General features: G+C 71.9%; 17 protein-coding genes. 6 read left to right on the forward strand and 11 right to left on the reverse strand.

The features are described 5' to 3' along the window. Positions 1–473 precede the first annotated feature (473 nt). A complete protein-coding gene (locus WMF27_RS19555) occupies positions 474–2,111 on the reverse strand; it encodes a hypothetical protein (protein WP_437944373.1) in 1,638 nt (545 codons plus the stop codon). Positions 2,112–2,415: 304 nt separating this feature from the next. Further along, positions 2,416–2,715, reverse strand: a complete 300-nt coding sequence (locus tag WMF27_RS19560) for an FtsB family cell division protein (RefSeq protein WP_437944374.1) — start codon at positions 2,713–2,715, stop codon at positions 2,416–2,418. A 311-nt stretch (positions 2,716–3,026) separates the two neighbouring features. Here WMF27_RS19560 and WMF27_RS19565 point away from each other — a divergent pair, with 311 nt between their 5' ends. Continuing rightward, positions 3,027–8,324: a protein kinase domain-containing protein gene (locus WMF27_RS19565; protein WP_437944375.1), complete on the forward strand. Its 5,298-nt coding sequence runs from the start codon at positions 3,027–3,029 to the stop codon at positions 8,322–8,324. Here the strand turns inward: WMF27_RS19565 and WMF27_RS19570 are convergent. Then, positions 8,261–9,175, reverse strand: coding sequence for a hypothetical protein (locus tag WMF27_RS19570; RefSeq protein ID WP_437767371.1), 915 nt, complete (start codon positions 9,173–9,175; stop codon positions 8,261–8,263). The genes WMF27_RS19565 and WMF27_RS19570 overlap by 64 nt on opposite strands. Between WMF27_RS19570 and WMF27_RS19575 the strand changes: the two genes are divergently transcribed. From WMF27_RS19575 to WMF27_RS19585, 3 genes are all read left to right on the forward strand, one after another. After that, positions 9,141–10,481, forward strand: a complete 1,341-nt coding sequence (locus WMF27_RS19575; protein WP_437944376.1) for a Fic family protein — start codon at positions 9,141–9,143, stop codon at positions 10,479–10,481. The two genes, WMF27_RS19570 and WMF27_RS19575, sit on opposite strands and share 35 nt — an antisense overlap. 160 nt (positions 10,482–10,641) lie before the next feature. Beyond that, positions 10,642–11,403 carry an endonuclease III gene (gene nth, locus WMF27_RS19580; protein ID WP_437944377.1) on the forward strand — a complete coding sequence of 254 codons (762 nt, stop codon included), beginning with the start codon at positions 10,642–10,644 and terminating at the stop codon, positions 11,401–11,403. 156 nt (positions 11,404–11,559) lie between these two features. After that, positions 11,560–11,841, forward strand: coding sequence for a hypothetical protein (locus tag WMF27_RS19585; RefSeq protein ID WP_437718824.1), 282 nt, complete (start codon positions 11,560–11,562; stop codon positions 11,839–11,841). Between the two features lie 41 nt (positions 11,842–11,882). Here WMF27_RS19585 and meaB read toward each other — a convergent pair whose 3' ends face one another. The 3 genes from meaB to WMF27_RS19600 form a co-directional block, all read right to left on the reverse strand. Then, on the reverse strand, positions 11,883–12,959 hold the full coding sequence (gene meaB / locus WMF27_RS19590; protein ID WP_437944378.1) for a methylmalonyl Co-A mutase-associated GTPase MeaB: 1,077 nt from the start codon (positions 12,957–12,959) through the stop codon (positions 11,883–11,885). A gap of 68 nt (positions 12,960–13,027) precedes the next feature. Then, the gene (locus WMF27_RS19595) at positions 13,028–13,315 is read right to left on the reverse strand and encodes a hypothetical protein (RefSeq protein WP_437944379.1); all 288 of its coding nucleotides are present in this window, start codon (positions 13,313–13,315) and stop codon (positions 13,028–13,030) included. Positions 13,316–13,377: 62 nt separating this feature from the next. Beyond that, the gene (locus tag WMF27_RS19600) at positions 13,378–14,172 is read right to left on the reverse strand and encodes an arginyltransferase (protein ID WP_437944380.1); all 795 of its coding nucleotides are present in this window, start codon (positions 14,170–14,172) and stop codon (positions 13,378–13,380) included. Positions 14,173–14,545: 373 nt separating this feature from the next. Here WMF27_RS19600 and yhbY point away from each other — a divergent pair, with 373 nt between their 5' ends. Then, complete coding sequence (yhbY, locus tag WMF27_RS19605; RefSeq protein WP_012236550.1) at positions 14,546–14,848, forward strand: ribosome assembly RNA-binding protein YhbY; 303 nt, start codon at positions 14,546–14,548, stop codon at positions 14,846–14,848. Between the two features lie 135 nt (positions 14,849–14,983). Here the strand turns inward: yhbY and WMF27_RS19610 are convergent, their stop codons facing one another. From WMF27_RS19610 to WMF27_RS19630, 5 genes are all read right to left on the reverse strand, one after another. Next, complete coding sequence (locus tag WMF27_RS19610; RefSeq protein WP_437767363.1) at positions 14,984–18,823, reverse strand: FAD-dependent oxidoreductase; 3,840 nt, start codon at positions 18,821–18,823, stop codon at positions 14,984–14,986. A 211-nt stretch (positions 18,824–19,034) separates the two neighbouring features. After that, positions 19,035–20,381, reverse strand: coding sequence for an acetyl-CoA carboxylase biotin carboxylase subunit (gene accC / locus WMF27_RS19615; RefSeq protein ID WP_437767362.1), 1,347 nt, complete (start codon positions 20,379–20,381; stop codon positions 19,035–19,037). A 21-nt stretch (positions 20,382–20,402) separates the two neighbouring features. Then, a complete protein-coding gene (gene accB / locus WMF27_RS19620) occupies positions 20,403–20,909 on the reverse strand; it encodes an acetyl-CoA carboxylase biotin carboxyl carrier protein (protein WP_437944382.1) in 507 nt (168 codons plus the stop codon). A 57-nt stretch (positions 20,910–20,966) separates the two neighbouring features. After that, positions 20,967–21,434: a type II 3-dehydroquinate dehydratase gene (locus WMF27_RS19625; RefSeq protein WP_437769833.1), complete on the reverse strand. Its 468-nt coding sequence runs from the start codon at positions 21,432–21,434 to the stop codon at positions 20,967–20,969. Then, positions 21,431–21,790, reverse strand: coding sequence for a roadblock/LC7 domain-containing protein (locus WMF27_RS19630; protein WP_012236555.1), 360 nt, complete (start codon positions 21,788–21,790; stop codon positions 21,431–21,433). Before WMF27_RS19630 ends, WMF27_RS19625 begins: the two co-directional genes overlap by 4 nt. Positions 21,791–22,407: 617 nt before the next feature. Between WMF27_RS19630 and WMF27_RS19635 the strand changes: the two genes are divergently transcribed. Beyond that, on the forward strand, positions 22,408–24,294 hold the full coding sequence (locus WMF27_RS19635) for an aconitase family protein (RefSeq protein WP_437767360.1): 1,887 nt from the start codon (positions 22,408–22,410) through the stop codon (positions 24,292–24,294). The last annotated feature ends 2 nt before the right edge of the window (positions 24,295–24,296 follow it).

Genomic DNA, 24,296 nt, shown 5'->3' on the forward strand with positions numbered 1-24,296 from the left:
GGGAGGCGAATCACGCTGTCCACGCGAACTCGATGAGACCCAAATGCCTTAACCTGATTTGACCCGCAGTCGGATAGCCAAATCTGACCGCCGTTCATAAAAAGCGTTCAGGATTGTAAAAAATTTCGAAGAGAGCGGACACGGTTCGCTTGTCACAAGAAAATTCCCGTAACACGCGAAGCGAACAGATCGGGTCGGACAGACACATTGGAAAACAACACATCTTGAGATCGGGCGACGCGCACTTGCACCAGGGCGGCATCGGGATCCTCCTGCTTCCGTTGCGCCGATGAAAGGCGCGGAACGCACGCATGCAACGCGACGGCTGCAACGCGGCGCGCGCGGGCGCAGCTGCGGGCGCCGCGGCAGCCGACAGCGCGCGGGCACCTCCGCGGGCGCCGAGCGCGGCGCGATCCTTCAGGGCAGCGTCGGGACGGCGCGCAGCGCTCGCCGCGCGGGACGACCGCGGGCGCTCACCCGCGCGCCGACAGGATCCGGCTGAAGGCCTCGCCGACGGCGCGCGCGAGCTCGACCATCCGGCGCGAGCCGCTCGATGTGTCGAGGATCCGATCGGCGACCAGGATCATCGCGGGCCGGCCGACGACCTGCACGGCGACGGCGGCGACGTCGAGGCTCGGGTTGACCATGACGTCGAGCAGCGGCGCGTGGGTGGGGGTGCCGGGGATCGGGCCGACGTAGAGGTGGGTCGCCACGGCCGTGGCGAGCACGCTCGGCTGATCCATCGGGAGGGAGAGCTTGCGCAGCGCCTCCTGGTCGCCGAACTCCGCGTTGCACGCGAACCCACGAAAGACCCCGCGGTGCGCGGCGAAGATGGCGACACGCCCGGCGAACAGCCGCAGCCCCCGGAGCGCGAGCCGGATGACGTCGTCGCGCGTGCGCGCGAGGTAAAGCGCGTCGATGACGTCGCTCAGATCGACGAAGGGCTGCGGCGGCGGATCGTCGTCGAGGGGATCGCCGAGCTCTGGCTCGGGCGCGGGGGGCAGCGCCGGGAGCCGCCCGGAGCGCCTGCTCGACGGCGGCGCGGCGCTCTCCGGGCGAGCCCTGCCGCTTCCAGGCGGCGGGACCTCCGCATCGGCGGAGCGGCGGCGCGAGCGCGGCGCGAGGCCGGAGGGCGCGTCGAGCTGCAGGCGGCCGAGGCGCCGCGTCGAGGGGGCCGGCTCCCGCCCGGCGCTGTCCGGCGCGCGGTCGGGGCCAGGCGAGGCCTGGGGCAGGATCGAGGCGAGCAGCTTGAAGGGCGGCGAGATCTCCACGGGCGGCGGCGGCGGAAAGGAGACGGCCGGCGGCTCGACCGCCGGCGCGCGCAGGGCCGCCTGGCGCCCGGTCGCCCTCCCGCCGGCGCCGCGTTCGGCGTCCGCTGAGCGGCGAGCGCTCGCGGGAGAGCCGCGCGCGCCGGGGGCCGCCTTGGCGTGGCGGAGCGGCAGGATCGCCTCCTCGTGCGCCGCCGGCGTGTCCGCGCGCTGAGCGCGACCGTTGTGCGCCGCTCCGCGGTGGCCATGCTTGCCGCTCGGCGCCTCGACCAGGCTCACCTCGTCGAACGAGGGCACCGAGGCGCGGCGGATCAGCGGGATGGGCACCTCGGACGACGGCGGCGGCGGGATGGTCGACTGGGGCGCGCCGTGCGGAAACGCCGGGGTCGCGCGCCGCGCGCGGGAGGGGAGCTGCTCCCGCTCGTCGAGATCGAGGGCGCGGATGGCCTCCTCGATCGCCGTGATCGGCGCGCGGAAGATGCGCACCGGCGCGCCGAGGTGGAAGCTGAACTCGTCGGCGATGTGGCGATCGAGCGGATCGGACGCCGCGACGTCGATGGTGCCGACGCCGGGATCGATGCGGATCGGGACGGCGCCGAGGCGGCGGCACATGGCGCGCGGCAAGCGCGCGACGAGATCGCGGGCGCCGACGACCTGCCGGAGCGCGAGGCCGCCGTGGCGATCGAGCTCCTCCTCCAGGGCGCGCTCGCTGAGGGCGGCGCGGTCGATGAGGGCGCGAGGGAACGGGATGCCCCGCAGGACCGCCACGAAGAGGGCGGCTTCGACCTCAGCCTTGGAGACGGCGCCGGCGGCGATGAGGAGGCGGCCCAGGTCTAGCGACACTCGCTGCACAATACCAGAAAGGACGCTGCCAGCGTGCAGCGCCCCGCATCCGGTCACGACGGATGCCGCTCCTTCTGGACGGGCGGCGAGCGGCCAGCGGGCCCGCGCGCCACGCCACCCCAGGCGGCGGCGTGGCGCGCGCTGGGCGAGGGAGAGAGCCAGGCGAGCTCATGCGCTCGCGCCGCGCGCTGGCCCACGTCCTGGCGCCGAGCGCGGCTCACGTGGTCACGTCGAGCGCTTCCGCGGCGGAGCCCTGTGGCCGACAGGACAACAGGCCTCGGGAGGGCCGAGAGACCCGGAGTCCTCAGCGGGAGAACTGAAAGACCACCTCGCTCTGCCGCACGAGACCCAGGTTGTCGCGCGCGATCCTCTCCACGGCGGTCGGGTCGTCGCGCAGGCGCGCCACCTTGCCGCGGAGCGCCTCGATGTGCCGCCCGAGCTCGGCATTCTCCTCCTCGACGTCGGCGAGCTCTCTCTCGAGCTCCCGCAGGCGAGGCAGCCCCTGCGGCGAGAAGATCATGATCGGTGCGCCCACGACGGCGACGATGAGCACCGCGATGGGGAGGGTCCGCTCCAGGAACTGCGCTAGTCGACGCACAGACATCCGCTCGCACGTCCTCCGCGCTCCTGTCAACTTTCCTCCAGGGTTCCTGCAACTCCGCGTTACCTGTTACCCGGCCTCTCGGCGCGGCAGGCGCGGTGAGCACGACCCCGCGCGCCACGTCGATCGACGTCGATTGCGCCCACGTCGAGCGCCGCCGTCGCGCCGCGCGCCGCCGAATCGCCCTGCAAAACAGGCGTTCGTCGGATGTCGCATGGAGCCCCAAGCTTCGCTAGCATGACCCACGTCCCCCGCCGTCCGGCAGGTCCGCTGCGCGCGCGACGCCGGCACGAGGGGTCGGCCCGAGGAGTCCCATGTCCCTTGATATCGTCCGAGGCGAGCTCGAGCGCCTCTTCTCGCTCGATGAAATGATGGCCCTGTCGTCCGACCTCCTCGGCTTCAGCCCGGCCGAGATCGGGGGCAGCGCCTCCAAGGCCTCCTTCGCGCGCGCCCTCACGGATCATTGCGTGGAGCGCGACGCCATCGATGCGTTGATCGATGCCGTCATCGCCTCGCGCGCAGAGGTCGACGCGCGCGTCCGCGCCCTCGGCGCCCATGGGCTCGGCCTGCTCGAGGAGATCGGGCCCGGCGAGGCGTTCGGCGACTACATCGTCACGAGAAAAATCGGCGAGGGCCCCCGGGCCCTGGTCTACGCGGCGACCCGGGGGACCGAGCCGCGGACGCTCAAGGTGCTCCGGCGCGAGGCGACCCGGGACAGCCGGGCGGTGCGCAGGTACCTCACCCACGTCCGCCTGGCCGCGCAGGTGCACCACGAGAACCTGGCGAGCGGCATCGACGCGGGGATCGTGGGCGGCCGGGCGTTCGTGGCGTACGCGCACATCGACGGGCTGCCGCTCTCGGCGCGCCTCGCGCGCTCGGGGCCGATCCACATCAACGAGGCGAAGCCGCTGCTCCGCGGGATCCTCAGCGGCCTCGCCGCGCTCCACGAGCAGCGCCTCGTCCACGGCGCGCTCAAGCTCGAGAACGTCGTCGTGGCCCGCGGCGAGGACGGGGAGCCGCTCCCGGTCCTCGTCGACGTCGGCGGCGACCGGCTCGGCGCCGGGTGGTCCAGCCCGGAGCTCGTCGAGGCGGCCAGCCCCGAGCAGCTGCGCGGCGAGGGCGTCGGCCCCGCGAGCGATCTCTACGCCTTCGGCGCGCTGCTCTTCGAGCTCCTCACGGGCAAGCCCGTGTTCTCGGGCGCCGCCGCGGTCGACGTCGCCGTCGCCCACCTCATCGAGCCGCCGCCGCCGCCGAGCGCGGTCGCGCCGCGCGGCTGGGTGGGCAAGGACATCGACGAGCTCTCGGGGCGCCTGCTCGCGAAAGCGCAGGACGCCCGGCCGAGGGGGACGCGCGCGGTGCTCGACGCGATCGAGCCGCTCGGCAAGCCGCAGCAGCAGGAGGCGGCGATCGAGGGCGCGCAGCTGAACGACCTCATCGATCGGCTCGTCGCGAGCCCCACGGACACGGAGCTCGCGCTCGCCGTCGAGGCGGCCGTCGATCGGGGAGCGGACCCGGGGCGCGTGGCCGAGGCGCTCGTGATGGCCTCGGAGCAGATCGACGCGGGCTCGGCGCCCGGTCAGGGCGACGACCCGGCGGTCGCGGCGAAGAAGCTCCTGCACTTCCGGGCGGCCAGGATCTACGAGAAGGGGCGGCTGCACGACAAGGCGGAGGCGGTCTACCTGCGCCTCCTCGAGCTCGCCCCGGGCGACGACATCGCCTTCACCGCGCTCGAGGAGCTCCGCAAGGCGCTGGGCAAGCACGAGGAGCTCGTGGAGATGCTCCTCCAGCGGAGCGAGCGCGCCGAGACCGCCGGCGAGCGCGCCCGGGCGCTCAACGAGATCGGGCACCTCTACGTGCGGGAGCTCGACGACAAGGACCAGGGGGTGTTCGCCTTCGCCCAGGCGCTCGCCCAGGATCCGGAGCAGGACGCGTACGCCGTCGACCTGGAGCGCGCGGCCGGCAACGACGTGAAGATCTGGTCCGAGGCGCTCCAGATCCTGAGCCAGGCGAGCACCGACGAGGCGATGCCGGCCGAGGCGAAGCTCGCGCTCTTCAACCGGCTCGGGCCCTGGTATGCGGAGAAGGTCGCGCGGGCGGACCTCGGGATCCCGTGCTTCCAGTTCGTGCTCGGGCTCGACCCCGCGAACGAGGAGGCGCTGGAGGGCCTCTCGCAGGTCTACCGCCGCGCCCAGCAGTGGCAGGAGCTCGTCCAGGTGCTGCTCTCGCGGGCCGATCGCGCCGCGACCCCGGGCGAGGCGCGCGACCTCCGCGCCGCGGCCGCCGAGCTCCTCGAGACGAAGCTGAGCGACGCGGGCCGCGCGCGCGACCTGTACGAGCAGATCTTCACCGAGGACCCCGGGCACACGAGGACGTGCGAGGCGCTGCTCCGGATTTACCGGCGCGCCGAGGATCACGCGGGCTACGCGAAGATCCTCGAGCGGCGCGCGGAGGCGCTGCGAGGCGAGGAGCGCGTCGACACGATGTGCAAGCTCGCCGAGCTCTACGAGGACCGGCTCGGCGACCTGGGCGAGGCGACGCGCCGCTACGAGGCGGCGCTCGAGCTCGATCCGGCCAGCCTGACCGCCCTGCGCGGGCTCGATCGCATCCACAGCCGCGCCGGCAGCTACGCGGCGCTGCTCCAGAACCTGGCGCGACAGATCGACGTCAGCGCGACGCCGCGCCAGAAGATCAACCTCTACGAGCGGATCGCCGGCATCCACGACGAGGAGTTCCTCGACCACGCGAAGGCGGCCGAGGCCCTCGAGGCGATCCTCAGGATCGACAGCGCGCACGAGGGCTCGCTCGCCGCGCTCGGGCGGCACTACCGCGCCCTCGATCGCTGGGAGGACGTGGTGTCGCTGTACGAGCGGCAGCTCGGCATCGTGCCCGACGACAAGCGCCGGGAGGAGCTGCTGCTCGCGATGGGGCGCGTGCTCCTCGATCAGGTCGGCTCGCCCGAGCGCGCCCGCAAGGCGTACGAGCGGGTGCTCGCGATCGATCCCCACCACGCCGGGGCGCTGGAGTCGCTCGCGCACGTGCGGGCCGCGACGGGCGACGCCGCGGCGGCGCTGAGCGCGATCGAGTCGCTCGCGGCGACGGCGAAGACCGCGGAGAGCAGGGCCGATCTCTGGATCCGCGCGGCGAAGATGCTCGAGGAGAAGGGCGATCGGGACGGGGCGATCGAGCGCTACAAGATGGCCCTCGACGCGCAGCCGCAGAACGCGGGCGCGTCCTCGGCGCTGCGCGCGGCCTACCTCGCCCGGGGCGACGCGACGAGCGCCGTCGAGCTCATCGCGCGCGAGGCCGAGGTCGCGGATGGCAACCTCGCCAAGGGCCGCCTGTACGGCGAGATGGCGCTGCTCCTCCGCGAGCGCCTCAAGGACGACGAGCGCGCCGCCGAGGCGGCGACGAGGGCGGTCGACCTCGATCCGACGAGCGTGCTCGGGCTCATGATCTCGGGCGATCTCGCGTTCGAGGCGGGCCGCTTCCTCGAGGCGGCGCGGCACTACGAGCTCCTGGCGAGCCGGCTCGACGTCCTGCCGAAGGAGCAGGGGCTCAAGCTGCTGCTCCGCTACGTCGACGCGCTCGGCAAGAGCGGCTCGAGCGGCAAGGCGATCGGCACGGTGAAGGCGCTGCTCGCGCTCGCGCCGGACGATCCGGCGGCGCTCTCGCGGGCCGCCAGGGTCAACCTCGACGCGGGCAGGGCGAAGGAGGCCGCGGAGCTCTACGGCCGCCTCGTGGACCGCTTCGGCGCCGGCCTGCCGGAGCGCGATCGGGCGGAGGCGCTCCTCGGGCTCGGCGAGGCGAGGCTCGCGGCCGGCGACCCGGACGGCGCGGTGGCCGCGCTGAACGGCGCCGCCGATCTCCTCCCGGAGTCCCCTGCCCCGCTCGCCCTGCTCTCCAGGGCCTTCGAGGCCAAGGGGGACTGGGAGGAGGTCGTGCGCGTCAAGCAACGGCGGCTCGACATGGTGGCCGGCGAGGACCGGAGCGCGCTCCTGCTCGAGATCGGCGACCTGCTCGCGGCGCACCTCCACGACCGGGCGCGCGCCGCGAAGAGCTACGTTGCGGCGCTGGACGAGCGCCCGGACGACCGGAAGATCCTCACGAAGCTGATGCAGCTCTACAGCGAGGAGAAGGACTGGTCGAAGCTCGTCGACATCGTCCTCAAGCTCGCCGCCAAGATCGACGACAGCCGGCAGAAGGCGAAGTACCTGCACACGGCGGCGATCGTGAGCGCGCGTCAGCTCGGCGATCTCGACCGGGCCGCCACGTTCTACGACGAGGTGCTGGCGCTCGACCCGTCGCTCACCCGGGCGCTCGCGGAGGCGATCGACCTCCGCGGCGAGAAGGGTGACCACGAGGAGGTGGAGCGCCTGCTGAAGGTCGAGCTCGACCGGGCGACCGAGGAGAACGACACGGCGAGGATGCTCGAGACGTTCGACCGGCTGGGCGCCCTCTACAAGGACAAGCTCGGCTGGATGAGCGAGGCGATCGACGCCTACGAGGCGGCGCAGACGCTCGATCCGGACAGCGAGGCGCGGAACGAGCTCCTGGCGAACCTCTACGCGAGCAACCCGGCGGAGTACCTGGACAAGGCGGTGGCCGCGCAGGCCCCGATCCTGCGGCGCAACCCGTACAAGCCGGACGCGTACCGGCTGCTCCGGAAGATGTACACCGAGGCGAAGCGCGCCGACGCGGCGTTCTGTCTGTGCCAGGTGCTCTGCTGCCTCAGCGCCGCCGAGCCGGACGAGGAGCGCTTCTTCCGGCGCCTGCGCCCCGACACGGCCGCGGCGGCGCAGCAGCCGCTCGACGACCGCGCGTGGGCGGCGGCGCTCGTCCACCCCGACGCGGATCCGCTCCTGACCGCGGTCTTCGGCGTCATCGAGCCGGCCGTGCTCAGGAAGAACGGGCAGCCGCTGGAGGAGCTCGGTTACCAGCTCGCCTACCAGCTCGATCTCTCGCGCCACCCCTACCCGATGTCGCAGACGCTCTACTACGCGGCGGGCGTCCTGGGCCTCGCGCCGCCGCTCACGTTCCAGGATCCGAACGACGGCGGCGGCGTCTCGTTCCTCCACGCGCACGTCCCGGCGATCGTGCTCGGCGCCGCGGCGCTCCAGATGGACCTGCCCACGCAGGCCGCCGCGTTCATCGCGGCCCGCCACCTCACCTACTACCGGCCGGGCATGTACCTCCGGCACCTGGTGCCGACGGGCACCGGCCTGCGCGCCTGGCTGTTCGCGGCGATCAAGCTGATCTCGCCCACGTTCCCGATCACGAAGGAGCTCGAGGGGCCGGTGATGGACGACCTGGCGGTCCTGGAGCCCATCCTCGTCGGGCCTGCGCGCGATCAGCTCGCGAGCGCCGTGACGAAGCTGCTCCAGGCCGGCGCCATCGACCTGAAGCGCTGGGTGTCCGGCGTCGACCTGACGGCCGACCGCGCGGGCTTCCTCCTCGCCAACGACCTCGAGCTGGCGCAGGAGATGATCAAGGCGACCGACGAGGCGAGCGCCGCCCTCCCCCACAAGGAGAGGCTCAAGGAGCTCACGCTCTACGCGGCCAGCGAGGAGTATTTCGCCATCCGGCAGCGGCTCGGCATCAACATCGACAGCTGAGGGCCGGCCCCTCGGTCGCGGAGCGCTCGCGCCCGGCCTCGAGCTGCGCCTGCCAGGACCGCGGGCGCAAACTGGCAGGGCGGGTCAACTGGATCACCGACGATCCAGCTGTGGGATGTCGCTTCCTGCCCACTTCTGCACCGGACTGGTTGACGGATAAATCCCCAAATTGCTAGGCTGCTGGCCGGCATTAGGCCTTTTCGATCGTATGTTAGCTCGCCGCAGCGTGGCAGCGGGCAGCCTGAGCGATTGTGTGAAAGCACGCCCATGGCGGCAAAGAAGACCCGAAAAACTTCGAAAAAAGACCGGAAGAGAGCGACCAAGGCCAGCGCGGCAAGCTCGAGGCGAGCAGCCTCGACAGCGCGGACGCGGAAGGCAAAGCCTGCCGCCCGCTCAGCCGCGCGCAAGCCGAAGCGGAAGGCCGCGTCCTCTCGTCCTGCTGCGCGACGCACCGCTGCCGTGAAGGCGGCAAAGCGCCGGAAAACCACGACAAAACGGGCGACCGCCCGCAAGTCGGCGGCCCCGGCGCGGCGCAAGGCGGCGCGCGCGCCGGCGCGGGCAACCCGTACGGGCGTGAGGAAAAAAGCGGCGGTCGGGAGGGCGAAGAAGGCCACCCGCGCGGCCGCGAAGCGAACGAGCGCTTCCAAGGCGAAGAAGGCCGCGGCCAGGACGAAGGCCAGGTCGACGCGCACCGCAGCCAAGCTCAGGACCACCAAGGCCAGGGCGAAGGCCAGGGCGACGAAGGTCAAGGCGAGGGCGGCGAAGACCAAGGCGACGCGGGCGAAGACGGCGAGGGCCAAGGCCACGAAGGCCAGGGTGACCCGCGCCAGGGTCGCGAAGCCGAGGGCCACGAAGGCCAGGGCCGCGAAGACCAGGGCGGTCGCCGGGCGGGCGCGGAAGGCGAAGGCCGCGAAGACGAAGGTCGCGCGGGTCAAGGCCACCAAGCCGAGGCTCGCGCGGGTCAAGGCCACCAAGCCGAGGCTCGCGCGGGTCAAGGCCGCCAAGCCGAGGCTCGTCCGGAAAAAGATCGCGGCGCGCTCCGAGCGGGCGCTCGCGGCGCCGGCGGCGGAGCCGACGAAGCTCCGCAAGAAGCTGAAGCTGAGGCTCGACGACCAGCCGACGCCCAAGGAGAAGCCGAAGCTCAAGGAGAAGCTAAAGCTCAAGGACGTGAGGGAGCAGGCAGCGCCGGGCGAGGCCGAGCGACCGCGCCGGGCGAGCGACAGGCCGTCGCGCACGAGCGACAGGCCGGTCGTCGACAAGAAGAGCGCGCGGCCGGGCGTGGCGAAGGGGAAGAGCGCCGGGGCGTCGATCGAGCGCCGTCCGGGTCGCGCCCCGCTCCGGGAGGCGCCGCGGGTGGTCACCCTGCCGCTGCCGATGCTGCCGCCGCCTCGGCGCGCCACCATCGAGGAGCGCAGCGCGATCATCGAGCAGCGGTTGAGCGCGCAGTCGGAGGACTTCCGGCGGCGCTACATCGACAGCCTCGATATGTCGTGGATTTACCACGACAGCGCGCTCGAAGGGGTGGTCTACACGTTCGACGAGCTGCGCGCGGCCCTCGCCGGCCCGGCGCCGCTCGTGGCGGACTCGAGCCTTCAGCCGACGTACGATGACATCCGGCGGCACAAGGAGGCCATCGCGTACGTGCGCGAGCAGGGCGAGAACAAGCGGGCCCCGCTCACGCTCGACTGCATGAAGAAGCTGTACCTGATCCTCCATCCGGAGGAGGGGGACCTCAAGACGGTGAAATACCGCAAGGACATCCCCCAGCACCGGCTCTACTTCCACGAGTACGCTCCGCCGGACAAGATCGCCTACAAGGTGCGTCAGATCATCGACTGGCTGAACGACCCCGAGACGCGGAAGACGCGGAACGGCATCCGGATCGCAGCGCGCGCGCACTACGATCTGCTGCGGGTCTACCCGTTCCCGAACGACAGCGGCAAGGTCGCGAGGCTGTTCATGAACATGCTGCTGCTCCGCACGGGCCTGCCTCCGTCGATCATCCACTCGACCGAGCGGCAGCGCTATTACGAGGCGCTGAAGGGCTCGGCGACGACGGTGCTGCAGATGGTGCAAGAGTCGGTGGAGAACGCGCTCGCGAGCGTCGAGAAGCTCCTCGATGAGCATGAGACGCGGAAGCGCGCCTTCGTCAGCTGAAACGGCGGAGGGCGGTCGCGCGCGAGACCTCGTCCCGACTGGGCGAGGCGCGCGCCGGCCGCCCGCGTCCACCGCTGTCGGTCCCGCGAGCCAACATCGAGGCGAGGGCGTCGCACCACCGGCGAAGCGGCCGGGCAAGGCGGCTCGCGGGGGTGCTTCCATGGCGGCGACGACGCGCGGGCCGCGGCCCAAGAAGGCGACAGCGCTCGCCGACGCGGCTCGGCCGGCGCCGGCACGCGCAGCGCCGAGCGCGCCTCCGGCCACGTTCGCGCGGCTGCGGGCGCTGCACCCGGACGCCCACTGCGAGCTGGATCATCGATCCTCGTTCGAGCTCCTCGTCGCGACGGTGCTCAGCGCCCAGACGATGGACGTGCTGGTCAACAAGGTGACCCCCCACCTGTTCGGCGCGTATCCCGACGCCCGCGCCCTCGCCAGCGCCGATGCCGCCGAGGTGAGCGCGCTCCTCAAGCGGCTCGGGATGGGCATGTTCAACCAGAAGGGGAAGAACATCGTGGGGCTCGCGCGAGGCCTCATCGAGCGGCACGGCGGCGAGGTGCCGAGGACGCTCGCCGAGCTCGTGAAGCTGCCTGGCGTCGGGCGCAAGACGGCGAATGTGGTGCTCGGCGTCGCCTTCGGAGCGCCGGAGGGCGTCGTGGTCGATACCCACGTGCAGCGCGTGTCGCAGCGGCTCGGGTGGACGACCAGCGACAAGCCAGAGCAGATCGAGCGCGACCTCGTGGCGCTCTTCCCGCGGCGCGACTGGGATATGCTGTCCCACACGCTGATCTTCCACGGCCGCCGGATCTGCTTCGCGAGGAAGCCAGCGTGCGGAGGCTGCGGGATCAGCGACGCGTGCCCGAGCGCGTTCCGCGCAGAGAACGTGGGGCGCAAGCCCCCACGGCGCCGCGGCGCCGCGCCGTGAGCGCCGGCCGCGCTGCGCGCAAAGTGGGTGTCGAGCGCACCGGCGGAAGGTGGGAAGCAGGCGAACGCGGCTCATCGTCGCTCGGCGCCCGGCGCGCTGTTTATCGCGCTGGGGCCGAGGACGCGGGATAACCTTGGGCCAATGAAGGCTTCGCACATGATCCTCACCCTTGCCTGCCTCTTCACCGCGGCGTGCAGCCCTCTGGAGGACGATCTCTGCGACTACAAGTGCGACTGCGAGGGGTGCAGCGACCGCGAGTACGGCGACTGCCTCGATCGCTACGATGACAGGTACGTGGACGCCGACCGCCGCGGCTGCGTCGACCAGTACGACGCGCTCCTGGAGTGCGAGGACGACACAGGGATCTGCAACCGCGACGATAAGTGGAGTACGTCCTGTAAACCCGAGAAAGACGCGCTGGATCGCTGCATCGACTAGCGCTGCCGCGCGGTCGACATGAGCCGGCTCCTGGCCGCCGCTCAGGTCCCGCCGCCGGGCGCGACGGCGGCGCCAGGCGTGACGGCGCCGGCGCTGCGGAAGGCGGCGACGAGCCGCTCCGACGCCGTGTAGGGGTCGACCTCGCGCCGCGCGACGGAATGCACGGCGGCCTCGAGCGCGGGGCCGAGCGCGGCGACGGCGGCGTCGGTGAGCGCGTCGCGGAGCTGCACGTGCATCGCCTCGCGCAGGCGTTCCTCTCGGCGCGCAGCGCCGGCCTCGGTCCCGAACAGCCATGCCCGGTGCCCCTCCAGCTTGTCCACGAGCGCCGCCACGCCCTCGTTACGTGTGGCCACGGTCCGCGCGATCACGGGCTCCCACGGGCCTTCGACGGGCTCGCCACCTGGAGAGGGCGCCCTCTGCGCGCGGGCGTGGAGCGCCGCGGCGCTGTGCCCACGCGCCCGTCCGGAGGCCGCGGCCACCTCGCCGCCGAGCGCGATCATGAGCTCCAGATCGCGCACCGCCGCGTCGGCCCCGTCCCGGTCGGCCTTGTTCAGGGCGAAGACGTCGGCGCACTCCAGGATGCCCGCCTTGATCGCCTGCACCTCGTCGCCCATCCCCGGCGCGGCGACGACCAGGGTGGTGTGCGCCATCCGGGTGATCTCGAGCTCGTCCTGCCCGACGCCGACGGTCTCGACCACCACGACGTCCGCGCCCCAGGCGTCGAGCACCCGCACGACGTCCACCACCGAGCGCGACAGCCCGCCGAGCGCGCCCCGGGTCGCCATCGACCGGATGAACACGTCGGGATCGCCGAAATGGGCCTGCATGCGGATGCGGTCGCCGAGGATCGCGCCGCCGGTGAACGGGCTCGTGGGATCGACCGCCACCACGGCGACGCGGCGCCCCTGCCCCCGGAACACGCTGATCAGCCGATCGGTGAGCGTGCTCTTGCCTGCCCCCGGGTTCCCCGTCACGCCGAGGACCCAGGCGCGGCCGGTATGGGGGAAGAGATCCTTCAGGATCGCGGCATAGTCGCCGACGCGATCGTCGACGAGCCGGCAGGCCCGCGCCGTCGCGCGCGTGTCGCGGGCGAGGACCTTGTCTGCGAGCGGATGCACGCGAGCGTGCTTAGGCCCGGCGATTCCGGAACACAACCGGCCCCGCGGGCAACGCGGCGCCGGCCTGCCTAGCCTGCCCCGCCACCCGCGGTGCCGTCACCGCCGCCGGTGCCGCCACCGCCGGCCGTACCGTCGTCGCCGGCCGTACCGTCGCCGCCGGCCGTACCGTCGCCGCCGGCCGTGCCGTCGCCGCCGGCCTCACCGCCGCCTGCTCCGCCCTCCCCGCCTGCCGACGAGCCGGCGCCCCCGGCGCCGCCGGCGGCGGTGTCGAAGATCGGCCTCGTGTCGCCGCACGCAACGACGAGCAGAGCCCAGAGCACAGCGCACGAGGTGAAAGCGAGAGCGCGATTCCACATGGGTACGTCCTTGCCACGAGACGCCGAGCGGCGCGCTCGCGAAATCCAGCGGCGTGCTCCTGTCATGGCGCCGCAGGCGCCTGCCGCTCGAAGCGCCGCCAGCGGCCATCGATGAGCCGCTCGTGCGGCAGGTACTGGGCCTTGTAGACCAGCCGCGAGCAGCGCTCGACGTAAAGGCCGAGGTACAGGTACCGGAGGCCCCAGGAACGGCACAGCTCGAGCTGCTTCAGGATCGAGAAGACACCGGGGCTCAGCGGCTCCAGCTCGGGCTCATAGAAGGAGTAGACAGCGGACAGCGAATCCTGCCCCCGATCCACGACGGCGACCCCGACGAGGCGGCCGCCGACGCGATAGCGCATCTCGAACGTCTCGCAGCAGCTGTCCACGAGGAACGCCTCGTACCCCTCGGCGCCGAGCGGACCGTCATCGCGCATCAACCCCCGGCCGTGCTTGTGCCGGTTGTACAGGATGATCTTCTCGCGCGTGGTCACGGGCGGGCCGATCTCGACGTCCACCACCCGCTCTCCACGGCGGAGCACCCGGCGCTGCGTGCGGCCGGGGACGAAGTCGCGAACGACGATCCGGATCGGCTCGCACGCGCGGCAGGAGGGGCACTGGGTGCGGTAGAGCAGCTTGCCATGACGGCGGTTGCCCGCGACGAGCCGATGGTCGAACTCCGCACGCGTGAGCGGACGGATGGGCACGCGCAGCGGCATCCGCGCCTCGGCTTCAGGCAGGTACGGACAGGGGCTCACCTCGTCATGGACCGTGAGCTCGATCGGGTCCGACCCCTCGTCCAGCCGAGGGAGCTCGGCGTCCTGCCCCGCTACCGCATCTCGGTCGCTCGATGAGCCCATGTCGGTGTCGATCCGAGCGCTCGAGCCCCCCGTCGAGCTGCCGGCCGCCAGATCAAGGGGATGCCTGTTGCACGGCCACGTCAAGAAAAACCCAGAGCGCCCGGGACCCCTGGTGAGCGCCGCCCGCTTGCGCCGCGCCGGCTTTCATCGCACATATACCCACAAAACCCACGTTTACCCCACCCATGCTGCATGCCCCGGTTTACCGGCGCTGGTGCTTGAGCGATTCGCGCGTCGCGCGAAGAGTCCGAGCGGCGCGCCCTTTTCGCTTGGCCCGGAGGCCAGTATGACCTCGCGCGCGACCGCGACAGGGACGTCCCCTCGACCATCGAGCGCCCGAATCGCGCGACCGCCTCAAGAAAGGCCGAACGCTTTGGATCTGACAGGAAAGCAGCGCCGCCATCTCCGCGCGCTGGGGCATCACCTCGACCCGGTCGTGCAGCTCGGCAAGGCCGGCCTGACCGACGGCGTCGTCGCGGCCGTCGACGCCGCCCTGGAGCGGCACGAGCTCGTGAAGGTACGCCTGGGCACCGAGTGCCCGGACGAGCTGGACGACGTCGCCGACACGCTCTCCGAGCGGCTCCGCGCCGCCGTCGCGCAGACGCTGGGGCGGACGATCCTGCTGTACCGGCGCCACCCCAAGGAGCCGAAGATCAAGCTGCCCGCGGGCAGCTGACCGGGGACGCCCGCGCGCGGCCGCGCCCCCACCATGCGCGGCCGCGCGCGCCTCGAGCCGACGAGACGCTGTCGAGGCCGCCTTCCCGCGTTGCGCGGCGGCGAGGCCTCGGAACGCCGAGGCCCCGAGCCGGCGTCACACGTGCCGGAGCGTGGGGCGCTCGGCCAGCAGGTGATCGAGCCAGGCGTTCGACAGCTTCTCCTGCACCGTGTTGGCCCGGAGCCTCGCGGCGAGGTTCTTGAAGTCGACGTGGTCGATGAGCTGGTCCTGGTTGAAGCACGAGAAGACCAGCGTCTCCTTGCCCGTCTCGGGGTCCACGTGCCGCTGGAGGCACTGCGCGCAGACCTCCTTCATCATGCACTGCATCGGCGAGTTGATGCTCGCGATGCCCACGTGCTTCGGATCCAGGTGCGGCGCCAGCACGCCGTGCCGCGCCTCGCGCACGGCGTTCATCATCTTGTCCGAGCCGATCGCGATGATGCGACGGACCTCCGAGAGGGCCGCCAGCTCGCCGCCGAGCTGGCGCTCGGCGTAGGCCCTCATCGCCTGGACGATGTTGCCGCGGAAGTGGCGGTCGGTCGCGCGCCGCGGGGGGATCTCGGCGCCGCCGTCCGTGCACCAGACGACCTGGTCGGTCGCGACCTCGATCTCGTCCTGCTTGAAGAGATCCTCGCCCCGCCGGTAGCCGGCGAAGTAGATCACGCGGTCGCCGCGCGCCTTCAGGGCCTTCGCGATCGAGAACAGCACGGCGTTGCCGAGCCCGCCGCCGGCGAGCAGCACGGTCTCCCCCTCGGGGATGTCCGTGGGCGTCCCGGTCGGCCCCATCACGACGACCTCCTCGCCCGGGCGCAGCGCGGCGAGCAGGCGGGAGGACGCGCCCATCTCGAGCGCGATGAGCGACAGCAGCCCCTTCTCCTTGTCGACCCACGCGCCCGTGAGCGCGAGGCCCTCCATCGCGAGCCGCGTGCCGCGGATCACGGGCGAGCGCACCTCGTAGTTCTGCAGCCGGTAGAACTGCCCGGGCTCGAACTTCCGCGCCGCCGCGGGCGCGCGCACGACCACCTCGACGATCGTCGGCGTGAGCCGCTCGACCCGCTCGACCACCGCGCCGAGGTCGTGATCGAGGCGGGCGAAGAGGTCGCGCCGCCGCGCGTCGCGCGCGGCCTGCGGCTCCTCGCCGAGCCGGGCGATGTCGTGGCGGAACAGCGCGACGACGGACGGGTACGCGTCCTTGGCGCTCGCCATCGCCTTCACGACGCTCCCCGCGTAGTGGGGGTGGTTGTCGCCGTAGAAGCTCACCGCGTGCTCGCCGTCGTTGTAGCTCGTGAAGAAGCCCTCCCGCGGCTTGGCCGGCTCCACCTTGAGCGCGCCGCCCTCGTCGACGTAGGCGCGGTGCGCCTGGAAGAACTGCCGCCACTTGTCGAACACGAACGAGCCCGGGCGCTCCTTCTCGTACGTGACGTTGGGGCTCGTCCCGGCCGCGACGCACACGGTGCGGGCGGGGATCGAGACCGCCTGCCCCGCGCTCCGCCACTTGCCGTCCACGATCTCCTGCCGGTCGAAGACGAGCGAGGAGACGCACCCGCGCTCGTCGAGCACCGCCTCGACCGGGGCGAGGTTCTCGACGTAGCGGATGCCTTCCTCGAGCGACTTGGCGACCTCCTCGTGGTTCAGCCGGTACGCCGGCGAGTCGATGAGCCGCTTCCGGTAGACCAGCGAGACGCCTCCCCACGCGTCGATCAGGCCCTGGAAGCGCGGTGGGCGCCCCTCGCGCGCGGCGCGCGCGCGCTCGTCGCGGATCTCCTCCGCGTGGCGCCGCTGCTCGACCAGGAACTCCCGCTCCTCCTCGTCGAACATCGCGAGGACGGCGGCCTCTCCGCGCTCCGCGACCAGCGCGTCGAGCCGGTCGGCCGTCTTCTCGGCCTGCACGACGTAGTACGCGGCGAGCTCCGTCGCGGTGTCGATCGCCGTGAGGCCGCCGCCGATCACCACCGCCGGCAGGCGCACCTGGAGGTTCGCGAGCGCCGAGCGCTTGTAGGCCCCGGCCAGCTGGAGCGCCATCAGGAAGTCCGACGCCTTGCGGATGCCGCGCGCGAGGTTGTTCTTGAGCGGGATGATCGTCGGGCGCCCCGCGCCCGCCGCGATCGCGACGTGGTGGAACCCGAGCCGGAAGGCGTCGTCGAGATCGATCGTCCCGCCGAACCGCACGCCGCCGTAGATCCGGAGCAGCCGCTGCCGGGCGAGCGTGACGTACAGGACGGTGAGGAAGTTCTTGTCCCATCGCACCGTGATCCCGTACTCGCTCACCCCGCCGAAGCCGAGGAGGACGCGCTCGTCGAGCTCGGTGTAGAGCCGCTTGAAATCCTTGACCGGACGCGGCGGGCGCGACTCGTCGCCCGTGAGCTCGACCGGCAGCGGCTCGATCTTCAGCCCGTCGATCGCCACGCACGCGAAGCCCTGCCGCGTGAGGTGGTGCGACAGCGTGTAGCCGGCCGGGCCGAGGCCGACGACGAGCACGTTCTTGCCGTTGTACGGGAGCGCGTGCGGCCGCAGCGCGTCGAGCGGGTTCCAGCGCGTGAGGAGCCCGTAGATCTCGAGGCCCCACGGGAGCGACAGCACGTCCGTGAGCGCCGCGGTCTCGATCTGCGGGATGTCCACCGGCTCCTGCTTCTGGAAGACGCACGCCTTCATGCAGTCGTTGCAGATGCGGTGACCGGTGCCGGGGCACATCGGGTTGTCGACGCAGACGAGCGCGAGCGCGGCGATCGACTCGCCCCGCCCCCGCATGGTGTGCATCTCGCTGATCTTCTCGTCGAGCGGGCAGCCGTTCAGCTCGACGCCGAGCGGGTTCGCCTTGATCGCCCCCGTCTTGTTGTCGCGCAGGCCCTTCGAGCACGAGTCCTTGTCGCGATCGTGGCAGAAGAGGCAGTAGTCGACCTGGCTCTCGACCTCGCGGGGCGGCGCGCGACGGTCGGTCAGCGCGAAGCCGTCGCGGTCCCTCCGCTCGTGCTCGGGGCCGACGAGGAGCTCGGCGGAGCCCGGGCCGCCGTTCGCGCCCTTCCTCTGCAGCTGGACGAGCTCCTGGTAGTCGAGCGTGCGCGGCGCCTTCAGCGTCGGCCACCGCCGCGCCGGATCGTGCTCGTCCGCGCGGCGCGCCGCGAGCCACGCCTCGACGGCGTCGAGCGCGAGCGCCACGACCGCCCCGTCCTCGGCCTCCGTCGGCTCCGCGCCGGCGACGGCCGCCGCCGGCGCCACGCCCTCGGCGAGCGCCGGGTCCTCCCGCAACGCCGCGCGCACCCTCGCCGCCCGCTCGCGGAGCTCGTCCGTCCACTTCGCGCCGCCGGCCTTCGCGGCCTTGCGCGCGATCTCGTCGACCTCGATCAGGGCGAGCGTCGCGCGCGCGATCGCGAGCTCCTCCGCGGCGGAGCCGCCGTCGAGCGCGCTCGCAGGCGCGCCCATGGCCGCGAGCGACCGCCGCGCCGCGTGCGCCGCCTCGACGTGCGTGCCCCGCCACGCCTTCCCCGGGTTCGGCTTGAACAGGCGCTTCTTCGAGAACTCGCGCTTGAAGTCCCACAGCGCGCTCCGCTCGAGGGTCGCGTCGATCTGCGCCTGCGTCTCCCGCTCGACCCGGAAGAGCATCGCCACGAACCGGCCGACGTGGGGCGCCGCCGCGAGGAGCGCCTCAGAGACCTGCTCCGGCGTGAGCGCGGGCCGGCCCGCGCCGCCGCCCTCGGCGCCGGAGGCCTCCGCCTGCGCCGCGCGCAGCGAGGCCCGGTACGCGTCGAAGCGCGCGTAGGCACCTTCGTCTGCTGCGTGGAAATACTCCTCGAACCGCTCCGTCAGCTCGGCGAGCTTCGCAGGGTCGAAGAGATCGGCGTAGCCGAGACCAGGGAGCCCGAGCTCGAGCTCGGAGGCATCGGAGGTCGCCTGCACCCACGAAGAGAAGTCAGCCTGCACTCCAGCGTTCGCTTCCATACCCGCGGCAAATGCTTTCTAGTTCAAGGGGTTCGCTCACCCGACGAGGGCTTGCCCACGCAGCCTCGAGAGCGACGTAAAATAGCACCAGGTCGCACTTTCGACCTGGTGCTCGAGCAACATTCACTCGAGCGCGCCCTGCGCTGGTCAGCGCGTCAAGCACGCAACGGCTGCGCGCTCATCGACACGTCAACCGCGCCGGCGCGTCGCGTCAGAACCCCTGCGAGACGACGCGCTCGATCGTATGCGTGGAGATGTTGCCCGCGACGACCTCCGGATCTCGCAGCAGCGCCTGGTGCAGCGGGATGTTCGTGCGGATGCCGCCGATGATGAACTCGTCGAGCGCGCACCGGAGCCTGGCGATCGCCTCGGCCCGGTTCGCGCCGTGCGCGATCACCTTGGCCACGAGCGAATCGTAGGAGCTGGGAACGCGGAAACCGCCGTACACGCCCGAATCGACGCGGATCCCGACGCCGCCGGGCGAGTGGTACTCCGTGATGAGGCCCGGCCACGGCACGAACGAGCGCGCATCCTCGGCGTTGATCCGGCACTCGATGGCGTGGCCCCGGAAGCTCCAGGGCCGCGTGTCGGGGAGCGAGAGGCGCTCGCCTGCAGCGGCGAGGATCTGCTGCGCGACCAGATCGACGCCGGTCACCATCTCGGTGACGGGGTGCTCGACCTGGACCCGGGTGTTCATCTCCATGAAGAAGAGCTCGCCTCGCTCATCCATCAGGAACTCGAGCGTGCCCAGGCCGGTGTAGCCGGTCTCGAGGATCGCAGCCCGGAGGATGTCGCCCATCCGGGAGCGCTTCTCGTTGTCCATCGCCGGGCTGGGCGACTCCTCCATCACCTTCTGGTGCCGGCGCTGGAGCGAGCACTCGCGCTCGCCGAGCGTCCACACGCCCCCGTGCTGATCCGCGAGCACCTGGAACTCGATGTGGCGCGGCGCCTCGACGTAGCGCTCGAGGTAGACGTCCGGGTTCTTGAAGCCGCTCAGGGCCTCCTGCGTCGCGATCTCGAACGAGCGCTGCACCTCGCCGGCCTCGCGGACGATGCGCATGCCCCTGCCGCCGCCGCCGCCGGAGGCCTTCAGGATCACCGGATAGCCGACGCGCTCGGCCTGCTCGGCGGCGTCCGCCGCGCTCTTGAGCACGCCCGTGCCGCTGAGCATGGGGATGCCGAAGCGCTTGGCGACCTCGCGCGCGGACACCTTGTCGCCCCAGGTCCGCATCGCCTCCGCGGTCGGCCCGATGAACGTGAGGCGGCACTTCTTGCAAAGCTCGGCGAACTTCGCGTTCTCCGAGAGGAACCCGTACCCTGGGTGGATCGCGTCGGCGCCCGTGACCTCCGCCGCCGCGATGATCTGCGGGATGTTGAGGTAGCTCTTCGACGCCTCGGCCGGACCGACGCACACGGCCTCGTCCGCGAACCGGACGTGCAGCGCCGCGGCGTCCGCCTCGGAGTGGATGGCCACCGTGCGGATGCCGAGCAGACGGCAGGCGCGGATGACACGCATCGCGATCTCGCCGCGATTGGCGATCAGGATCTTCTGGAACACGGCACCCTCGCCCGGGCAGCGCTAGCTGCGCCGCACCTTGAAGAGACGCTGCCCGAACTCGACCGGCTTGCCATTGTCGACGAGGATCTCGACGATCGTGCCCGGAGAGTCCGCCTCGATCTCGTTCATCAGCTTCATCGCCTCGATGATGCAGAGCGCCTGACCCACGCGGATCGCGCTGCCCACATCGACGAACGGGGGCGCATCGGGCGACGGCGATCGGTAGAACGTGCCGACGAACGGCGACGTCACATAGGAGATCCCCTCGTCGCTCGCCGCCTCCGCGGGCGCGGCAGCGGCCGCGGCGGCCGGCGCAGGTGCCGCCGCGGGCGGCGCCGCCGGCGGCGCGACCGGCGCGCCGTGGATCTGGAAGGCGGCGGGCGCGAGATGCGGCGCCGCGCCCTGCGGGATGAGGCCTCCGCGCGTGAGGCGAATGCGAACGTGTTCGTCCTCGAACTCGAAGTCGCTCACGTTGCGCTTCTCTAAGATGCGTACCAGCGCCCGCAACTGCTTGAGGTTGATGTTCATGGAAGGACGTTCGGCCATCGATGTTTGCCGCCTTTCAACCAGAGTGACGGCGCATGTTCAACCTCTTTCGTCGGATCGCAGCTTCTCCAGATGCCCGATCAGCCCGATCAGCCCGAGGACGTACGAGCTCGGACCGAAGCCCGCGACGCGCGCCATGCACGCAGGCGCGATGCGGGAGCGACGGCGGAACGGCTCACGCCCGTCCGGGTTGGAGATGTGCACCTCGACGGTAGGAAGCGCGCTCGCGCGGATCGCGTCATAGAGCGCGATGGAGGTGTGCGTGTAGGCACCGGCGTTGAGGACGATGCCGTGGAAGCCGCGATCGCCGGCGTGGCTGATCGCGGTCACGAGCTCTCCCTCGCAGTTCGATTGCATGCACGACACCGAGGCGCCACGGGCCTTCGCGGCCTCCTCGACGGCGCGGTGAACGTCATCCAGCGTGGCCGTGCCGTAGATCGCTGGCTCGCGCTTGCCCAGTCGATCGAGGTTCGGCCCGGAGATGACCGAGATGCTGAAGCCGCTCAGGCGAGCTCCTTCAGCAGCACCGGCACCTTGGTGCGCAGGAGGTACCGGGCCTTGCCGATGTTCGCGTCGGGCGTCATCGAGAAGGCCACGAAGTACGAGTTGTTCACGACGCGGATCAGGGTGGTGACCTTCTCCGCCTGGATCGCGATCTCGGCGGCGTTGCCCGCGTCGAGCATCTCGGCGGCGCGCTGGATCGACTTCAACACGACGCTGAACTCCGCGCCGATGGTGGTGATGTCGAACGCGGCCCCCGGCTTGGAGTAGCTGTCGACCGGGATCCCCTCGAAATCCATGAGAAGGGTCGCGATGCCGCCCTCGGTGTTCTCTACGACTTCCTTCAGCACGGCCTGGAACATGCGCCGAGATTACCCAAGCGCGGCACGATCGGGAAAACAAACGAACCTGGCCCGGCATCTCGCGCCGCAGCCCGGCAGAGCCGGCGCTCCTCATGGTCGCCCCGCCCCGCTCGGCCGCGCGCGGCCAGTCCGATGGCGGCCGGGCGCGCGCGGCCAGGTCGATGGCAGACGGCCGCGCGCGGCGTTGACGACAGAGGATGCTGCGCGGCGGCGACGCGAAAGCTCGTACCGGCCGCCTGCCATCGTGGAGCAGCGCAACAGACGCAACCGACGCAACCCGACGCAACAGACGCAACCCGACACGACAGACGAAGCGCGGCGAAACGTTGGACCGGGCGGGCGCTTTGCCTCTTGCATCCTGGTCCCAGCCGGGCGATTCCCGCCCCTGGGGGCCCGCTCCAAAGCACGCCTTGACCCTCGTCCAGGCGAGCGGCTAACGTGCGGCCGTTCTTTCGCCTCGCGGCAAGGTCCGGAGGCGGATCCCACCGGCGCGTCTCGCCGGGGGGCCGACGTCAAACGTGGTCGGGAGCGGCGTGCGCCGTACCCGCCATCTCATCAAGAAAAACAAGGACGGCCCAACATCTATGCGTGCTCGAGCCGGGGATCCCCCCCGCACGATGCCCCAGAAGATCCTCGCCGGGCGGGCGACGGATCCTCAGCTGCGCGGTGATCTCGTCCAGGTCAAGGTCGACCAGGTGATCCTCTCCAGGGCGCCGTCGCGCGCGCTGGCCGAGGCCATCGCCACGGGCATGAAGAAGACGCCGGTCGAGGTCGCCGTCGCTTACGACGGCACCTGCGTGGCCGACGCGAGCTCGCTCGCGGATATCGACGAGGGCAGCCCGCACTCGGTGTCGCCCGAGTTCCCGACGTACAACATCCCGATCGCGCGGCCAGGCATCGGCTTCCCTGCGCCCGTTCACCTGGAGCGCTTCGCGGCGCCGGCGCGGCTCGCCCTCACGGACGACCCGCGCCTCACGACCGTCGGCGGCATCGGCATGCTGTCGCTCGTCGTCTCGCCGAGCCAGCTCGGGCAGGCGCTCGCCACGGGCTCGGTCTGGCTCCGGCCGCCCCGCAGCGTGCAGATCCACCTCTCGGGCAGGGTGCGGCCCTTCGTCTGCGCGCGGGACGTCGCCCTCGAGCTGCTCCGCAGGAACCTCGACGAGGTGGTGCGCCGCATCGAAGGCGAGCACCACGCGCCGGTGATCCTCGAGTTCGCCGGGCCGAGCGCGCGGCTCCTCTCCGTGGGCGACCGCGCGGTGCTCTGCGGCATCGCGCCGCAGGTCGGCGCGGCGGCGGCGCTGTTCGTGAGCGACGAGAAGACGGAGGTCTTCCTCCGCGATCAGCGCAGGTCGAAGGCCCACCGCGCGCTCGTGCCGGACCCGGGCGCGCCGTGCGAGGAGGTCGTCTCGATCGATCTCGGCACGGTCGATCCGCTCCTCATGGACGAGGAGGGCGTGGTCCGGCCCGTCCGCGATCTCGCCGGCAAGCCCGTGGCGCAGGTCGTCCTCGGAGGCGACTCCGGCGTGACGTTGCGCGACATGCTCGCGGCGGCGCTGCTGCTCAAGTCGAAGCGCGTCCCGTCGCGGCTCGACCTGCTCGTCGCGCCGCCGTCGCGGCAGGTGCTCGAGGTGCTCGCGCAGTCGGGCGCGCTCGTCGATCTCGTCGCGACGGGCGCGCGCATCGTCGAGCCGGACAGGCGCGTCGTCACGTCGGAGATCTACCCGCCGCCGCCCGGCAGCCTGTCGCTGCGCACCGCGGATCCGGAGCCGCGCATCGCCGGGGCGCCGTCGTTCGTCGTGGCCTCGGCGGAGACCCTGGCCTACGCGGTGGCCACGGGCGCGGTCGGCGATCCGCGGTCGTTCAAGCGGCCGGTGCGGGTGACCGTGCCGCGGGCGCTGCCGACCGACGACGTGCTGATCCTCCGCGACAAGAAGGGGGAGCAGGTGAGCACGAAGAAGCCGCCGCCGGCGCCCGCTGCGGTGCCGTGGAAGGGGCCGCTGACGCTCGACGTGCTCGCCGGCGTGCCGAAGGTGAACGGGCACGCGGCGGTCGGGGCGCGCGGGCGCGCCGCCCCTGCGCCGGCCGAGGCGCCCGCGGCGGCCGCCGCGGACCAGCAGGGGCAGGCCGCGCCCGCGGAGGGCAACCCGGCCGGCGGCGTGGCGCTCGTCCTGTCGACGCTCGACGAGGTGCGGGCGGTCGCGGAGCGCGCGACCGATCTCTCGACGGTGCGCGCGGTGGTCGCGCCCTTCGTCCCGAGCACCGCGGTGTCGGCGTTCGCGAGCGAGGGGATCGCCACGTTCCTCGTCGGCACGGAGGCCCTCGGCAGCATCAAGGACCAGAAGAGCGTGGAGCTCCCCGCCCCCGCGCAGTGGGGCGATCGCGTCGCGGCGATCTTCGGGAGCGAGCGCGTCGAGGTGGCCTGGCTCGCGACCGGCATGGAGCGGAGCTGGACCCACGCAGGCACCGTGCGGCAGCCGCCCAGCGCGGGCAAACCAGCGAGGTAGCC

The sequence above is a fragment of the Sorangium sp. So ce281 genome (genome assembly GCF_051527395.1).
Taxonomy (GTDB): Bacteria; Myxococcota_A; Polyangia; order Polyangiales; family Polyangiaceae; genus Sorangium; species Sorangium cellulosum_B.

Bases quoted from the DNA above. Each gene is read 5' to 3' on its own strand.
- WMF27_RS19560 (WP_437944374.1), bottom strand. From the start codon at position 2,715: ATGTCTGTGCGTCGACTAGCGCAGTTCCTGGAGCGGACCCTCCCCATC.
- WMF27_RS19565 (WP_437944375.1), top strand. From the start codon at position 3,027: ATGTCCCTTGATATCGTCCGAGGCGAGCTCGAGCGCCTCTTCTCGCTC.
- nth (WP_437944377.1), top strand. From the start codon at position 10,642: ATGGCGGCGACGACGCGCGGGCCGCGGCCCAAGAAGGCGACAGCGCTC.
- WMF27_RS19585 (WP_437718824.1), top strand. From the start codon at position 11,560: ATGATCCTCACCCTTGCCTGCCTCTTCACCGCGGCGTGCAGCCCTCTG.
- WMF27_RS19595 (WP_437944379.1), bottom strand. From the start codon at position 13,315: ATGTGGAATCGCGCTCTCGCTTTCACCTCGTGCGCTGTGCTCTGGGCT.
- WMF27_RS19600 (WP_437944380.1), bottom strand. From the start codon at position 14,172: ATGGGCTCATCGAGCGACCGAGATGCGGTAGCGGGGCAGGACGCCGAG.
- WMF27_RS19610 (WP_437767363.1), bottom strand. From the start codon at position 18,823: ATGGAAGCGAACGCTGGAGTGCAGGCTGACTTCTCTTCGTGGGTGCAG.
- accB (WP_437944382.1), bottom strand. From the start codon at position 20,909: ATGAACATCAACCTCAAGCAGTTGCGGGCGCTGGTACGCATCTTAGAG.
- WMF27_RS19630 (WP_012236555.1), bottom strand. From the start codon at position 21,790: ATGTTCCAGGCCGTGCTGAAGGAAGTCGTAGAGAACACCGAGGGCGGC.
- WMF27_RS19635 (WP_437767360.1), top strand. From the start codon at position 22,408: ATGCCCCAGAAGATCCTCGCCGGGCGGGCGACGGATCCTCAGCTGCGC.